The organism is Cupriavidus sp. H19C3 (assembly GCF_049393815.1).
Lineage (GTDB): Bacteria > Pseudomonadota > Gammaproteobacteria > Burkholderiales > Burkholderiaceae > Cupriavidus.
This window is the reverse complement of sequence record NZ_CP184988.1, coordinates 1-14,954: the sequence shown is the minus strand read 5'-3', so window position 1 is coordinate 14,954 and position 14,954 is coordinate 1. Positions and strand designations below refer to the sequence as shown.

Below are 14,954 nucleotides of genomic sequence, written 5' to 3'. Positions count from 1 at the left end.
GCATGAGGTACCCTTGAAAATATGGCCACCTATAAAGAACTGCTCGACCGACGTGCTGCACTTGATGCAGAGATTGATGCCGTACGAGCACAAGAAGTCGGTGCCGCGATCGATCGCATTCGCGAGCTGATGGCTCAGTATGAGCTGACGCCAGACGACGTCGTGGCAACGTCCCGTGGTCGTAAGCCTGGTGTGAAATCAGTCAAGGCCAAGGCGTCGCTGCCGGCGATGTACCAAGATCCCAAGACTGGCAAAACTTGGTCCGGCCGTGGGCGCGTGCCTGCATGGCTCGGGAAGAATCGCGAACGTTTCCGCATCGCTGACTGACATGGACTCGCGTCGGATCGAAGTGTCGTCGCGTCATATCGGCGTTGCAGCAGAAGCAGCCGCCGCGGCACTGTTCGCCCGGGCAGGCTTCGATGTGTCGGTCCAATATGGCGCGAACCAGCCCGAGTACGACCTCATCGTTGCCAGGCCAGTGGTGCGCGGCGAAACTGATCGCAGCGAGGACATCCTCAAGGTCTCCGTGAAGGGTAGTAAGGATGGTGGCTGGGGTCTGACGCAGTCGCTCCTCCGTGATGCTGGCTACCACGCCGCGGCTGACGCTTGGCTAGCGCGCCACGGGGCGCGCTCAATCTTCTGCCTTGTCCAGTATCAGGATGTGCCGATCGATGCCATGCCGCGAGTCTATTTAGCGACGCCCACGGAAATCGCTGATCGGCTGAAGCAAACCGCCAATGGTCGTGGCGACACAATCCTCCATGAGCGTCACGCCTGGGGAGCACGCGCGCACGCGGCTGGAAGCATTGATGAAATCCCTCAAAGCTGGCGATTCTCGCTTCAACGCATTGAGGGCCTGCTATTGTCCGCGAACCAGTAGCTATTCGCGATCGGCGCAGAGTTGATGGCCGAACTCCCAAAGGAACCTCGCCCAATCGTCTTTCATCATCAGATAGCCTTCGACACCATATGTCAGGCTCCGGCGTTCGAGCACTTTGCAGAGGGCCCCTGGATCCCCCTCGATGGTGATCCGCACGGTGTTGCGAGGTTGTTGGTGCAACACAAGCGCTCCGCCTGTGACCGTATAGCGCTTGCCCTGCAAAGTAGGTTTCGAGTGCGATGCCATCGCCGCTGCCAGTCTTTGGTTTTCCAGCGTGCGCTCTTGCGCAAGTCGTTCCAGCTGTGCCTCGTACTCGCTCTGCCGTTCCTGGCAGAGCTTCTCGCATTCCTCCGCCAGTTTGCGGCGAAGTTTGTCAGCCTTCGGATTTACCAGCCATTTCTTGCGCTCGTCCTGCCCGAACAGCACCGCTGACAGCTGTTCGATAGTCGCGGGACGGTGCCGCGTCAGGTCGATCTCGACCGTCGCGTGACCCAGTTCGCGAAGCTTTGCGAGCTTCACGTGGTCCACCTTGTGGGTGACGGCAATTTCGACCAGGAGCTTGCGCCCGCCGAGCTCTAGCACCACATCCGGACGCAAAGTGAAAATCCAGTGCTCCAAAGAGACTGAATCCGGGCGGATGGTTTGCGCAGGCAATAACCGCTCAACCCTCACTTGGCCTGCAGCTGACCGCTCGACACTGACGTTCATTTCGGGAACTGCAAACTCAGCCCGCTGCGCGATCAGATACTTTGCCAGGTGATGCAGCACCGTCTCGTGCGCCCACCGGCAGTCGGCTCCCGAGTCATGAGCGAATGAGTGCGCCAGCACGGCACCCTGCCGGGCGATGAGTGATTCGCCGCATGCCGGGCACACGCATCCACACTGTTTGCCGTTAGGCACAGAGTCGACGTGGCGCAACACACCCTTCGCGTCCAATCCGAACGTCAACATTGCCTCGTTGCCACCGTGCAATGTCAGCGAGGGCGGATACTCGATGCGGTCGGGCGGTGCCTGCACTCTGGGGCTGCTGTCCACTGCCGGCTCCTGGTTGAAATCGGCGCCCGTCTACATGCCTCAAATTGTCCCGATGGATGGCATGTTCTTCCAGCGTACGCTGAGCTGATGCAAATGTGCATTGGGAGCATCGGCCTTGACCAGGTGCGTGACACCGATGCCCACCGCGAGAGCCGCAAGCAATGCGTAAAGAAGCGTGGCCGACGTTTCCTCGTCTGTGCCGAGCTCGAAGCGATAGGTCCAATGCTCGTTTGCACCGTCGGATTGGATGGCGACGTGATGGTTCAGCGCGTTGGCGGTCGCATGTGCTGCGTTGTCAGAAAGTCGCTGATAGCCCAGATACTGAGGCAGCATAGGGCCAAGTCCGGCAACTTTCTTAGGGCTGATCGTCTTTAGGCTCTTGTCCATGGCGTCGACAACCTGCTTCAGCAGGGCCAGATCGCCGGGACTGTTCGGCAGCTTGTCCAGGATGAATTTGCCCTGCCTGCGGCGACTCTCCTCGGAATCGTCCCGCAGCATCTTCAAGTACGTATGAGCCGCGTCCTTTGACCCCAAGGCTGCGACGCCAAAAGAGTTCTCCATCAGGCTTCTCGCCAGCGTACGGCTTTCCACTACCAGACCCTGCCGGCATAGGAGGAGAACTCCTTCGAGATTGCGACACGAACGGAGCAAGAGCCGAACGGCGACTGCTTCCGGTGCCCAGCTCGTCGAGGCCCGGGTCAATTCCTGCGCCATGTCGGCCGCAGCAAGCAGGCTGGCGTGAACCTCGGCTCCGAGGCCGAACCAGCGCTCCATGGTGTCGGTACTTTCCATACTGCTGTCGTTTGATCAGGGTTCTTGATGCAGATTCGCCCCCAAAACCTTGCCCTTACCGATATTGATCTATGAAGCGCGCCAGCACATGAGCATAGGAGTTGTCACCATCCGGTTCCCCCTGCAGTAGCGCGGTGCAAAGTTCGTTCAACTCCGCAGCGGAAGCCGTGTCCAGAAATCCATCGTCCAGCACACTTAGTACTGCTTCCCTGCCGTCGCGTAGAAACTGCGCGTTCAGGCCAAGTAGCTGCACCATGAACGAAGCGTTCTCGTCGTTTGCCATCACCGGAGCAATGGCGCCCATGGCGGTGTAGATGAACCGCTGCTCGCATCCCGGGTCCAGCGGCGAGATGTGTAATGCCTCGTCGAACCGATTTCCCTTGTAGTGTCCACAGTGGGTCGCTTCTGGCGCCGGCATGCGGTAGCACGAGGCATGCAGGTTTCCAAAGTTGAGCGCTAGCTCCCGGTAGCTCTCCTGTGGACGGAAGTGCTCGACATGGCTATTGTCGAGATTGATCGCGCGGCCGCAATAGCAACATACCCCCCCCTGCTCTCGAATTAGAGCCTGATGCAGGATGCGTTTCTGGGGATTCTGCAACTGCTCGAAGGAGGGTTCCCAGTCTTCCGTGGCGAGATCCTTCCACGCTTCAAATTCTGCAGGCGATGCGCCCTTATCCGTAAATCTCATCGCCCAAGCACCTGCTTGCGCTTGATGAGTGCCTCGGCGCGGGCCAGTTCCGGCAGGTCAGGCGCTGTTTTCTTGAGCTGTTCCAGCATCGCGCCACCACGCTCCAGGTCATTGCGCTCGATTACCAGAAACATTTCATCCAGCAAACGCTGCACTTCGACAGGGCGCGAAGACGTTCCCATAATCTGTTCGAGTACGCGGCTCGCGTCCAGGCCATAGCTCGCGATCGGATGCAGTGGACTGTCGCCGTTGGACAACAAGATAATCTGCTCTCGCTCGAGTTCACTGAGGATCTGCGGAGAGTGGCTGGTTGCGATAAATTGCACCGCCGGGAAGGCCTTCGTCAGGCTTGCCACCATCCTCCGTTGCCAACTCGGGTGCAGGTGAATGTCGAGTTCGTCGATGAGCACCACCCCCGGCGTCTGCTCCGTGACTGCCTGCCCAAGATGGGGATTCAGCATGCACATTCGTAGCGCAATGTCGGCAACCAGCGCGATCGACACACGCTGGCCATCGCTCAAGTTGTCAAACAAGGTCGATTGCCGATCGACTTTCAGCCAGTCGACAACCAGCGCCTTTTGCGCAAAGTCATAACGCAAGCCTTTCGCGCCCTCCACTACCGTTGCCACCGCAGCATTGACAAGCGCTAGCTCATCATCGCGCACGGTGTCCCACGATACGCTACGTTCCGCGACCAATTGGAGCCGTTCCATACTTTTCCCGATGGCCCACCCCTGCAACTCAGCGGCCTGCGTGGAGGCCTCCCACCATTGGTGATATCCATGCACCCGAGAAGTCCGCATGGTCGCCGCTTGCAATTCATTCGGACGGGCGGCGGGCCACTGGCGGTAAGCGGGATAGAACGCCACAATCGGCAACGTAATGCTGTTTTCAAGATCATTGGAGCCAATCTTTTGAGACAGATCGTGCCATAGCTGCCCAGGCAACTGGCCTTCTAGGAAGGGGCCGTTTGCCTGTCCCGCTTTTGTCACCGACCAAGATCTCTGCTGGCCAAAGACGGTGCCGACGACCGATACCCCGGCTGGAAACTGTGGCTCGTAACGAACGCGCCCGTTCACTGTCGTCATCAAAAGCCTGATCTCGGAATCCTGAAGCGGAGTGAATGCACCAGAAGGATTCGGAATGAACCCCATAAGCCCCTGCAACGCCTCGCGTACCGCCCTGAGGAGCGACGTCTTGCCACTGCCATTGACGCCAGCAATTACATTCATTCCTGGCTTGAACTCAACGTTCAGTTCCGCGTAGCAGCGGTAGTTCGTGACGCGGATCGATTGAAGTTGCATACGATTGTTTTTCCTAGAGCGCGCGCCCAGTGTGCCGGTCGATACGCAGTCCCTTGCGTGCCATTGTCCCTAAAGCTTACCAATTTCTGCCGCTTGCACAATGCAATCTGCTGCTGAGTATTGCGGCGTTTGTCGCGGTCATCCTGCCCCGCCCGTCAGCTCTTGCCACGCAGCGCCAGCTGATAGGCCTCCGCACCAATGCGTACGGTATTCAATTCCTCAGCCAGTAGCACCACCCGCCCAGCGAGAGGGCGTCCCGCTCGGGCGGTTCGGCTACCGCATGTTGTCGGCCTCGGCCGGACGCGACAAGCCCTGCTTCCTCTTCGGCCGGCCTAATGCCTCGGACCCGACGACCGCGGTGTCACCACAGCGGGCGAGTGCTATGTAAGCGTAAAACGGCATCGCTTGCCAGGACGGCCACGTTAGTTAGGCGTTAGGCGCTGCTCCTGCAGTGACGCCCACCGCAGACGGCGCGGGCACATTTTTCGACAGCTCCTGCTGTTTCAACGCAAGGTCCACGAGGTCCAGCTGGTGCTTGTGCACTCCCTGTATGGCCCGAAGCCACATCGCGCCCAACGACAAGCCCAACACCCCCGCGCAGGCGTACAGCATGAAGGTGCCGGCGAAGCTGCTCGATCCGTTGGCAAGTTCTCGTCCCAGCCATGGCACTCCGCCCCCCTCCTTCACGACGGCGTAGACCAGGCCCACCTGGGAAATGAATGCGGTCTCCTTTCCGAAAAACTGGGAGATCCGCGTGTCAATCCGACCGATTCGGGTCGTGAGCCAATGACGGGCGATCTGAAGCGACTCTCCCGTGTACGTCACCAGAGCGGCGGCGGCTTGCAAATCGTTGGCGAGCGCGTCCTTTGCCGCTGCGCTTGCATCGTCCTTCCAGCGGCGGACCTTCATCAGCAACATGATGGGCTCAACCATGACCCCGATGAGGGTGGCGAACGTCGTCAGTAGCACCAGCACGATCAGCGTTGTCGACAGCCATGTTGGCGACCACCACTCAACCCTGTGGCCAAAAATAAGGCCAGCGGCTATTAGAATGCAGAGTCCGGCAAATGAGAATAGGCAGAGCCTCAGCGTATCTGCCCAAAGCTCCATCTTGTTTTTCGCGGCAGACTGAACCGGCTGGTATTTGGACACATGGTCCAGGATGTCGATGACGTCTTGAGAGGGCATCCTGCGGTCTTCTGATGGTTGAAAACCCGGATGATCGCAGAAAGCGTCGGTTACACAACAATTTGGCGCGTGTATTTTTTGCCTCGCCGCATCGCGCCCTTTTAGCCGGCAACATGCCAGCCCGCGCCGGTCGCCGAGGGCGCGACCTGATACCCACCGATTCTGTCACGCGACGCCGTGAAACAGCCGGTAGTGCTTGTCCTGGTCCACGTCGTCCACCTTGAGCAACAGCAAGAAATCGTGGCGGTCGTCCTCTTCCCGCATCGGCGTGCTCCGGTTACGCATTCCATAGGTAAAGGTGACGCTCGACGTGCCATCCTCAAACGCGTAGGCAAACCGCCGGTGATAGGGCGAGACCATGGGCGAGCCGGCAGGTGACATGAACTGTTCGCCGGCCTGCGTGGCGATACCGGGATCGCGCTCGTCGACGGCACGGTCGATGGCCGCCCGCATGGTGTCGAACCGTTGCGGAGGGTTGGTGCATGGACGAAATCGCAAGAATGGATGGCTAGGCCTTGCATTGTGCACGGACCGCGCCGAACGGTGCACCCGGCCATGCTGCCATTGCTAGGAAAACGCTGCCCGGCTGCGCCGAAATCGCCTCCGACAATGAGCGCTCTTCAATCACAGGAGTGCCTTGTGCCCCTCTCCCCGACCGCTCAGATGTTTGGCAACCTGGCCCGCGACCGAGATCGCGCCGATCTGCAGGTCACCTCTGTCCAATGCGCCGGCCCTGGCGGCCAGGTCGAGCGACATCCTCACACCGGCGCCGCGCGGGCCGCCAGAATGCAAAAACTTACCGATGAGGAGTACGCCGTTGTTCTTGGCGTTAGCCACCTGTGACGAAAGCGGGCCAGCCGGCCCGCTTTTTCAGTTCAAGGCTTCGGTTCAACAATGGCGATGGCCACGTTGCCGTTGCCAGTGGCGAACGGACTGCCGGGTACAGGCGTCAGGGCCCCAGACGTGCCGTCGATCGCAAACGCGTAAAGCGTACGATCAAAGGATGGTGCATACAGGAATTGACCAGTCGAGTCGATACGGATGCGCCGGCCGTTCAGACCGACCGCGTTGACATCTATAGCGGTGGTAGAGGTGCCCGTCAGCGGGTCCATCAGGTGCTTGGCAATTCTGTTACCGAGATACTCTAGCGCATAACCGAACTGCCCAGACGGCGTAAGAGCGAAGTCGGACACGCCTATCAGCGGCGTCGGAAACATCGCAATGGGCCCGACCGTCCCGTCTTGGTTCAAGGGCGCCACGCTCACGGTAGAAGTCAGCGCATTCGGCGTGTAGACGAACTTTCCATTGGACGAGAGCACAACGGCATTAGGCCACACTCCGCCAACCGGCACACTCTGTTTAATGAAGCCGAGATCCGAAGGAAGCAAGGAGAGGTTGTCCTGCTCCATATTGGCAGCGTAGACATACTGACCGCTCGCGGAGAAGGCTAGACCCCTAATGGGATTTGCACCGGTACCGGAACTAATAGCGAGCGGCCACGGGCCCGGCATGCCAGAGCCGTTCAGCGGATGCTGAGCGAGCCAACCTTGAGCGCTTCCTACATACACGGAGGCACCGGATGGATGCATTGCCACTGATGCGCCCGCGCAACAGGGCAGCGACACGCTTGATGCCTGAAGAATGACGACGGCGCCGGATGCGGCATCCAGTGTGAATGGTACCAAAAGATTCGTGTCGCTCGTCACAGCGTAGCCGACCAGGCCGGACGGCAGGAATGCGATGTCGGCGACCAGACCACTGACGGCAAATGGGCTGCCCGGCACCGCCGTCAGTGCACCGCTCGCGGGATCGATCCGGGAGACGGACAAGGTGCGGTCCGTACTGTTGGAGACAACCACGAACTGCGCCTGCACGCAGGTGATCGCGACGTTGGTCACATTCGTCGCCGCAACCGTGCCCGCGCCATTGGCCACCGTGCAGGTCTGACCGGCGGGCTGGGCCGCGACGGTCACCGTATAGGCCGTGGCACTGCGTCGGGGCGTCGGCATGGTGAAGCCACCATTGGCGCTGACCACCTGGGTGTCACCATTGGTGTCGGCCAGTTGCAGGCTCTTGCCCGTGGCGAGACCCGAGACCGTGCCGCCCACCGTATAGGTCGGTGGCAACGACGCGTTGCGCGAAAGCGCGGCATTGGCGCACAGCCGCCCGCCGGCCGGGGCCTCGGCGCAGGCCGTCAGGGTGGCCGCGCCGGCGGCGTAGGCCGTCGTGGGGCTGGCCACCTGCGCACTGCGGCCGTCGGCGGCCGGCGTCGCCACGAAGCTCGCGTCGTCGCTCGTCCACGACCAGTGGGTCAGGTCCCCTGCCCCGTCCACGCCATCCGAGCGGCGCACGGCCACGGTCACGGTCTGCGCGGCGCCGCCCGCTGCCACGGCGACGGTCGCCGGCGTCAGCGCGAGCGTGTAGGACTTGGCGGGCGCGGCCTGCACCACCAGGTGCGTGACGCTGGTGATGCGGCTGCCGTCGGCCAGCGTCGCCATGGCCGTGATATCGGCAGCCCCGGCCGCGAGGGCCTGGACCGTAGCGTAGATGCCCACCGGGGCCGCCATCACCGAAGCCGAAGCCGAAGCCGCCGGCGCCTTGTCCGAGGCGGACAACACGGTGGCGACCGTCGGATCCGACGACGTCCACGCGAAACTCGCGCCCTTCACCTCGCTGCCGTCGGCGGCCAGCAGGGTCGCCTTGAGCGTCAGTGAGCCGCCGGCCACCGGCGCGGCGCTACCCGTGTCGACCACCAGGCGCGATGCCGCCGGCGAGGCGGCTGGCGTCTGGGGACTGTCGTCAGCGCCGCAGGCGGCGAGTAGCGCCGCGGTGAGCAAGGCGAGGCCGGCAGCGCGTGCGCCGGCAAGAGCGTGTGGAAACATGGACCCAACCCGGTTTTAGAATTGTCGTGGCCGTCCGGCCTGGCCGGCAGCGGCTCGCGCCCCTCGATGGAGACGTCTTGGGCGCGACTGTAGCAGCGCGAGCATTCCGGAACATCCCTCAGTTGGGGGGTGACTCCTCAACAACAGTGTCCGCTACTGGCCGGCTGTTCACCCCTTGCCGCGCAGCGCCTGCCGGTAGGCGTCGACGCCGGCTCGCGCCGTTTTCAATTCCTCCTCCAGAAACGCCACCCGCCCGGCCAGCGCGTCGCGCTCGGCCCGATACGCCTGCCGCACGTTGTCCGTCTCCAGCGCACGGCGCCGCTCGGCCGCCGCCTGGCGCTCGCCCATGCGCGCCAGTTCCTCGGTGGCCGCCTGCAGTGCCGCCACCAAGCCGGCCTCCTTGTCGGCCAGGGCCGCCCGCGCACTGGCCAGCGTCGCGTGCAGCGACGCCACCTCGGCCTGCCCCGCCCGGCCGGCCGCCTCCGCGGTGGCCGCGCGCTCGCGCAGCTGGCGGTTTTCTGCTTCTAACACGGCCACGCGCTGGGTGAGCAGCGCCGCCAGCGTCCCTGCCGGCGCGCCCGCGGCGCCCTCCCCCGCGATCGTTGGCACCGGGGCGGCTGCCAGCGCCCCGACCCGGGCGGCGGGCCCGCGCGGAGCCGGGGTGGCCAGGCCGCCGGTCTCGTCCAGGGCCACGCGGATCTCCTTGTGCAGGAAACCGCGCAGGCCCTCATCGAGCAGTGCGCGGCGCTCGACCTCCCCCGCTGCCGTTGGCACGGCCTTGCGCTCGGCGATGACGGCCGCCACGGTCTGGCCGCTCGGCGTGCGGGCCACGCCGGCGGCGGCCAAGAGGCGCCGGTAGACGGACGCCCCGAACGTGCGACCGGTGATGCGATCGATGGCGTCGAAGGCACGACGCAGGAAGGCGCGGTTGTCGGCCTGCGCGACATCGAGCGCCTGCAGCGCGCGGGTGATGGCTAGCAGTTCGGCGTCGGCAAAGGCGGTGGGCGTGCGGGGCATGGGTGAACTATCAAATGACCGTCGGCGGGCATGTCGATAGTCTACCCTTTTTCAGTACGATTATCAGTATTCAATAACAGTACGATTTGTCATTATCCCAATAATGACAAATGGATGCCCACAAAGGCTATACTGCACCTGCCGTGAGGCGAAGCCGCCTCCCGCCTTGGCTGGCGGGCACCTGCCGCCGCTTTTGCCCGCCGATTTCGCCGCCGTTGCCGCCTGATGGAAGATCTCCTGCCTACGCTCCCCTCGCTGGACCACCGCGACGCACTACCTAACGCCCTGGCCAGCCCCGTACTGCCAGCCGGCCAAAGCGATGCCCAGTTGGTGCGCACCTGGCTCGACACCAAGTACGCGGCGGGCCTCGGCATTCGCGCCAGCACCCGCGCCCAGTACGCACTCGAGGCGCACCGCCTGCTGTGGTACGCCCACGCGCTCGGCCGGCCGCTGGCCAGCTGGCAGGTAGCGGACGCTAATGGTTACCTTGCCTTCTTAGCCGATCCGCCAGCGCACGCGGTCGGGGACGGCCGTGTGCGGCAGGACAGCCCGGCTTGGCGGCCCTTGCGCGGCCCGCTCTCTGAGGCGTCGCGGCGTCAGACTGCCACCATCGTGGGGGGCCTGTTCGAGTGGCTGGTCGGGGTGGAGGCGCTGCGCGTGAATCCGTTCCAGGCGGTGCCGCGCGCTCGGTCGGCGCGCGGGCCAGGCTCGCAGCGCCGCTTCCTAGAGGCCGAGCAGCTAGCGGCCGTGTTCGACGCCGTCGAGGCGCGACCGGCGCCCACGCTATGGGCGCAACTGCACAAGGCACGTGACCGCCTGCTGCTCGCCCTGCTGTTCCACACCGGGTTGCGCGCCTCCGAGGTGACGGCGCTTACGTGGCCGGACTTCGAGCGTCAGCGCGGCAGGCATGGGGATTTCTGGACGGTGCGCATCCGCGAGGCCAAGGGCGGCAGTGACCAGCTCGTGCCCTGTGATAACGTCATGGCGGAACTGGCCCGCTTTCGCCAGCTGGTGGGGCTCTCGCCCGAGCCGCGTGCCACCGACACGATGGCCGTCGTCCCAGCCATGGCCGGAGGCCGGCAGCGCCTGGCCCCGCTCACCGACACGCTCGCGCTTCAGCGCCGGCTTAGCCGTCCGGTACGCACGCGCCAAGGCCTCTACACGATCGTGCGGCAGGTGTTCGAGGCCGCAGCTGTTCGGCTAGAAGCATCTGGATACGCCGAAGGCGCGGCAAACCTGCGGGCAGCGTCCACGCACTGGCTGCGCCACTCACACGCCACGCACCTGCTGCGGGCCGGCGTGCCGGTAACCGACGTGCAACGCACGCTGCGTCACCGCGATATCAACACGACGCGACGCTACACCCATGAGGCGCTGGAGGATGTCGCGCGCAGCATCGGCGGCAAATTACCGGCGGTGTAGGGTCGGCCGACTTCGCTGTGCCCTCCCCCTTCACGAGTTCCAAGGGTCTTGGGCGGGCGCGATGCCGATATCGTAGGCTTCCAGAAAAGCCGGCAGCAAGGGGAACTGCGCTAGCGGAATTGGCTCTCCTTGCGCCACGATGCGGACCCGATCGAAAATCGCCACGCTAGCTTCATTGGCAAAGCGGGACGTGAAATACAGCCCGTCAATGTCCGGGTAAGCCGCGTGGATGGCGGCGCTCCACAGGTTCGGACCGCGGTAGTCTGCCGTCGACAGAATGCGGTTGTCCATTCCAAGGTGAAAGTGGGGCTGCGTGAGGTCGGCCAGGCGCAGCGGGCGATTCGTTGCGGTGCCCAGTCGGCTTACGCAGCGCAGCGTCAGCTCCGCTTCGTCGAGCAGCAAAGGTAACGACTCGCCCTGAAATCGGTCCCGGACCACCGCTTCGGCCATACATGCCGCAAAACTCGGGGACGCATACAGGACGCCAAACGTATCGTCGGGTGCGTCAAAGCGGTAGGGTTGCCCTCCCGTGGAGCGGCGGTTGTAGTGGATCGGCCCGTAGACGCCGCGATGGATCCGCCACAACTTAGTTACCCCCGGGTCGAGTTCCTTCACCGGCATGACGCGGGCAGCCAAATCCTGCGGAGGCACCGGGCAACCCAGCGCCTCCGCTGTCAGCACCGGCATCAAGCAGCTCCCTGCTCGCCGGCGTACCGGGCGTTGATGACCTCGACGAGTGGCGCGATGGGCCGCGCGGCGTCCATCACCCAGTCCATCGGCCGTGCACCGTCAAGAACTTCCAGCGGGCGCTGCATGAAGTGATGGACCACCCAGCAACTGGCCTTGGCCGCGATAAACGGGGCGAGCACGGCTGCCAGTCGGCTAGCCTCGGCATCAAACTGCCATTGGGGGTAGCGCAGGCCGCGTTGCTTGCCTGGGGGCACCAGTGCATACAGCTGCCCGCTCAAGCGGGCTTCGTTGATCGCGCGGTCGGAGCGACCCGCGTACGCTGCCGCATCGCGTAAGGATAGGTTTTCCGGCTGCTGCAGCTCCTCCAACGCGTATTGGCGGCCGCGCTCCCGAGCAGCTTGAAGCGCATCGACAGGGCCATTCTGGGTGGTCGGCTTCGTGCCAACTTCGCCCAAAGCTTCCGCCGCGCCCAAGATCAACCGGTCCAGGAACGCGACCGTCATCTTTTGACTGTGCACCTCGTCCCCTGCCAGCTCCACGACTCGCTCTAGAAGCTTGTCGGCAAATATCCTGCGCCCGGCGTCCGTTGGCACGACGGTAGTTCTCGCTACGCCACTCGAGCCAGCGGCTTTGTAAGTGATCCTGCGATTCGGAACGGGTCGGTTTTTCGTTTCCATGCGAACATGATAGTTCATGAATTTCATGAAAGCAATTCTTGCCTGCCGATTTTCGTGGGCGTATTGCGCTTCGTTCAGTATATAAATACTGTTTGCCCTCGCCCTCTCGGCGCAGCGCATCGTACGAGGAAGGTTCATCGCAATGGCATGAGACGCTTCGGGCAACGGTAGCCCCGTTGCTGTGGGCCGCTCCGTGGTGTCATGACCAATTGCGCTCGCGCGTCCGGTGATCCGTTGCCAATTCGGCGATACCTCATCGCTCGATCATCTAACGCAGTTCCTATCCGTCGCGCTGCGACGAATTCTGGTCCGAGTGCTTCGGACGCGGGCTGGGTGACGTCTGCATGTCAATACGAATAGCAGCCGCGAATTCGCCTATGTTTGCTTGGTCGGTCTTTACCTGTTGTCGCCAGCGTACCTCTTGCCCTGCCCTATTGCCGATAGCTGCTATCACTGCTCACTTGGAACGACTGCCGTGATCAGCTAGGCCGCGTAGCGCACGGTAGGGCGAAACGAGCTTCTCCATGGCCTTTGCGCAGTTTTAGCAGCAGGTCTGTCCTCTTGATCTGATTGGTGAGCTGGAATCCCAAGAAGCCCATGACCATGTTCGCCACGGTGGGCAGGACGACTACGTAATCTGTCAAATCGGACATATGCCCGTCTCATGCGGCCGCGCTTAAATAATTTGCATTGATTTCCGGGCGACAGAAACGCCCGGATCGGCATTCAACAAGGCGTGAAGCCTTGATCTGCCAAGGCTTGCCGGACTCCCTATGGCTTCGATCTTCACGGAAGCCTCGTCGTGATCTAGGCCCACTCGCGAATGTCGAAGCGGGCCGCGAAAATGCCTAGTGGTAGGCAAGTTCCAGGGTAACGGTGACAGTGGGATCGATCTCAGGCACGTGGGCTTCCCGGTTTGGAAGGTTCGAAATCGAGCGTCACGCCGCCGTCCCATTCGAGCGTAACCGTGGCATGGCAAGTGCTGCAGTGCCCGGCGTCGCCATCGTGGGTGTCATCGTCAAAATGAACCTGGCCGCGATGGTCGCAGGCAGAGCAACGGTAGACGTACAAGACTTGGTCGGGCATGAAGCTTCCATTCGAAGTCGTCACAAGTTATGCAGCTTACTGCTTTTCAGGCGGGGCCTGGTCGAAGGACGGGCTCCGTGTTCGTTCGGAGATTCTTTCAGCGCAAAACACACCCTAGGCCATGGCATGAGCATTGTTCGTCGTGTTTGCCGCGTTGGCTGACCTGCGGTCGCGCAGCATCGCTCGCAACGCCGATAACGTCGAAGCCGCCTCCTTTCCCCGTTTCTCGAGCCGGCCGCTTGCTCTCTGGGGAGCAGCGTAGACCTCAGCTTTCTGGTACGCACCAGCGTGTAGTCGCCTTGCAAATTCGGCGAGGGAAGTTCCTACCAAGCGGGAAGTGACCGCACTTTGGACCTCGGTGACAAGCACTGAGCTTCCGTCGCTTTCGACTTCGAAATGGTTGCCTTTTTCGTCCACGAAACACTGCCGCGCTGCCCCTGCGAGTATCGAACGCACGAAATCGCGGTCCTGCACTTGGATTCGGGCTTTGTCTTCTTTGAGTGCCTTTGCTTTGCAGACAGCACTGAAATCGGTGCGGGCGGTGAGTAGGGCAAGCAGATACGCTTTTGGCACGCGTGCTTTCGCAAGACTCTCCCATGTCGCGCTTACGACATCTGAGAGAAAGTGGCCTTGCTCTTTAGCCTTTCGCATCAACCAAAAAATTAAATTTACATCAAGACCCAGGCCGCGCAGACGTGTCAGGTCCTGGGGGAGCCGATCCTGCTGTCTTTTTTGAAAGGAGTATGGGACACGATCTTCTGTAAACAGGACTCTCGTTTTGAGAGACGGTTGCGCCATAGAAGAGGGTGGTGGAACGGCCGGCTCGCCGAGCTGCGCTGTGTCGTCCTCGCCCGTACCCGTGGTTTCTTCTTCTTTTCGCGAGCTTAAGCCGAGCATCTCCGTCGCTTTTTCCGTCAGGTAAATGTAGGCTCCTGCGAATCGGCCAAATCGCTTCCGAACTTGAACGTCGACGGTAATTAGGCCCAAGTCGAGCAGTTCTCGTTGAGCACGGTACCAAGTAGCCGGCGACATTCCGGTTTCGGCACAAAGCGTTTCCCGGTGCTTAAAGATCTTACCGGTGGGGTCATCGTTATTCGCCGTGCGGGCGAGGGCGGCAAGAGCTGATCGGGCGCTACGCCCGATCCCGACGATTCGAGTTGCGCGCTCGACTGCTTCGATAGTCTTGCGTTTGAGGCGCTTGGGCGCCGGAGCAATCAGAGCGTCTGTCTGGTTAAGGTGTTTTTGTGGGCGAGCAACATCCTCGCCAGCAACGGAGCGTTGCGCGAAAGTCAT

The 14,954-nt window shown here is 62.3% G+C and carries 16 protein-coding genes; 3 read left to right on the top strand and 13 right to left on the bottom strand.

The window, feature by feature from the left end; all coding sequences use genetic code 11:
- The first annotated feature begins 21 nt into the window (after positions 1-21).
- Both DFLDMN_RS32205 and DFLDMN_RS32200 read left to right on the top strand, forming a co-directional pair.
- Positions 22-327 carry an H-NS family nucleoid-associated regulatory protein gene (locus tag DFLDMN_RS32205; protein WP_423200844.1) on the top strand — a complete coding sequence of 102 codons (306 nt, stop codon included), beginning with the start codon at positions 22-24 and terminating at the stop codon, positions 325-327.
- 1 nt (position 328) lies between these two features.
- Positions 329-880, top strand: a complete 552-nt coding sequence (locus DFLDMN_RS32200; RefSeq protein ID WP_423200843.1) for a hypothetical protein — start codon at positions 329-331, stop codon at positions 878-880.
- Here DFLDMN_RS32200 and DFLDMN_RS32195 read toward each other — a convergent pair whose 3' ends face one another.
- The 9 genes from DFLDMN_RS32195 to DFLDMN_RS32155 form a co-directional block, all read right to left on the bottom strand.
- On the bottom strand, positions 881-1,915 hold the full coding sequence (locus DFLDMN_RS32195; RefSeq protein ID WP_423200842.1) for a hypothetical protein: 1,035 nt from the start codon (positions 1,913-1,915) through the stop codon (positions 881-883).
- A 39-nt stretch (positions 1,916-1,954) separates the two neighbouring features.
- On the bottom strand, positions 1,955-2,707 hold the full coding sequence (locus tag DFLDMN_RS32190; RefSeq protein ID WP_423200841.1) for a DUF5677 domain-containing protein: 753 nt from the start codon (positions 2,705-2,707) through the stop codon (positions 1,955-1,957).
- 55 nt (positions 2,708-2,762) lie between these two features.
- Positions 2,763-3,395, bottom strand: coding sequence for a retron system putative HNH endonuclease (locus tag DFLDMN_RS32185; RefSeq protein WP_423200840.1), 633 nt, complete (start codon positions 3,393-3,395; stop codon positions 2,763-2,765).
- Positions 3,392-4,699 carry an AAA family ATPase gene (locus tag DFLDMN_RS32180; RefSeq protein ID WP_423200839.1) on the bottom strand — a complete coding sequence of 436 codons (1,308 nt, stop codon included), beginning with the start codon at positions 4,697-4,699 and terminating at the stop codon, positions 3,392-3,394. Before DFLDMN_RS32180 ends, DFLDMN_RS32185 begins: the two co-directional genes overlap by 4 nt.
- Positions 4,700-5,125: 426 nt before the next feature.
- Positions 5,126-5,887 (bottom strand): hypothetical protein, encoded by a 762-nt coding sequence (locus DFLDMN_RS32175; RefSeq protein ID WP_423200838.1) that lies wholly within the window; start codon positions 5,885-5,887, stop codon positions 5,126-5,128.
- 165 nt (positions 5,888-6,052) lie between these two features.
- A complete protein-coding gene (locus tag DFLDMN_RS32170) occupies positions 6,053-6,340 on the bottom strand; it encodes a hypothetical protein (RefSeq protein WP_423200837.1) in 288 nt (95 codons plus the stop codon).
- Positions 6,341-6,511: 171 nt separating this feature from the next.
- Positions 6,512-6,643 (bottom strand): hypothetical protein, encoded by a 132-nt coding sequence (locus DFLDMN_RS32165; RefSeq protein ID WP_423200836.1) that lies wholly within the window; start codon positions 6,641-6,643, stop codon positions 6,512-6,514.
- Between the two features lie 119 nt (positions 6,644-6,762).
- Positions 6,763-8,769, bottom strand: a complete 2,007-nt coding sequence (locus DFLDMN_RS32160) for a lactonase family protein (protein ID WP_423200835.1) — start codon at positions 8,767-8,769, stop codon at positions 6,763-6,765.
- Between the two features lie 168 nt (positions 8,770-8,937).
- The gene (locus DFLDMN_RS32155; protein WP_423200834.1) at positions 8,938-9,786 is read right to left on the bottom strand and encodes a cell envelope biogenesis protein TolA; all 849 of its coding nucleotides are present in this window, start codon (positions 9,784-9,786) and stop codon (positions 8,938-8,940) included.
- A 225-nt stretch (positions 9,787-10,011) separates the two neighbouring features.
- Between DFLDMN_RS32155 and DFLDMN_RS32150 the strand changes: the two genes are divergently transcribed.
- Positions 10,012-11,208, top strand: coding sequence for a tyrosine-type recombinase/integrase (locus tag DFLDMN_RS32150; protein WP_008649488.1), 1,197 nt, complete (start codon positions 10,012-10,014; stop codon positions 11,206-11,208).
- 30 nt (positions 11,209-11,238) lie between these two features.
- Here DFLDMN_RS32150 and DFLDMN_RS32145 read toward each other — a convergent pair whose 3' ends face one another.
- The 4 genes from DFLDMN_RS32145 to DFLDMN_RS32130 form a co-directional block, all read right to left on the bottom strand.
- On the bottom strand, positions 11,239-11,895 hold the full coding sequence (locus DFLDMN_RS32145; RefSeq protein ID WP_008649485.1) for an RES family NAD+ phosphorylase: 657 nt from the start codon (positions 11,893-11,895) through the stop codon (positions 11,239-11,241).
- Positions 11,895-12,602, bottom strand: coding sequence for a hypothetical protein (locus DFLDMN_RS32140; RefSeq protein ID WP_008649482.1), 708 nt, complete (start codon positions 12,600-12,602; stop codon positions 11,895-11,897). Before DFLDMN_RS32140 ends, DFLDMN_RS32145 begins: the two co-directional genes overlap by 1 nt.
- A gap of 867 nt (positions 12,603-13,469) precedes the next feature.
- Positions 13,470-13,661, bottom strand: a complete 192-nt coding sequence (locus tag DFLDMN_RS32135; RefSeq protein WP_080710358.1) for a hypothetical protein — start codon at positions 13,659-13,661, stop codon at positions 13,470-13,472.
- Between the two features lie 114 nt (positions 13,662-13,775).
- Positions 13,776-14,954, bottom strand: coding sequence for a helix-turn-helix domain-containing protein (locus tag DFLDMN_RS32130; protein ID WP_008649479.1), 1,179 nt, complete (start codon positions 14,952-14,954; stop codon positions 13,776-13,778).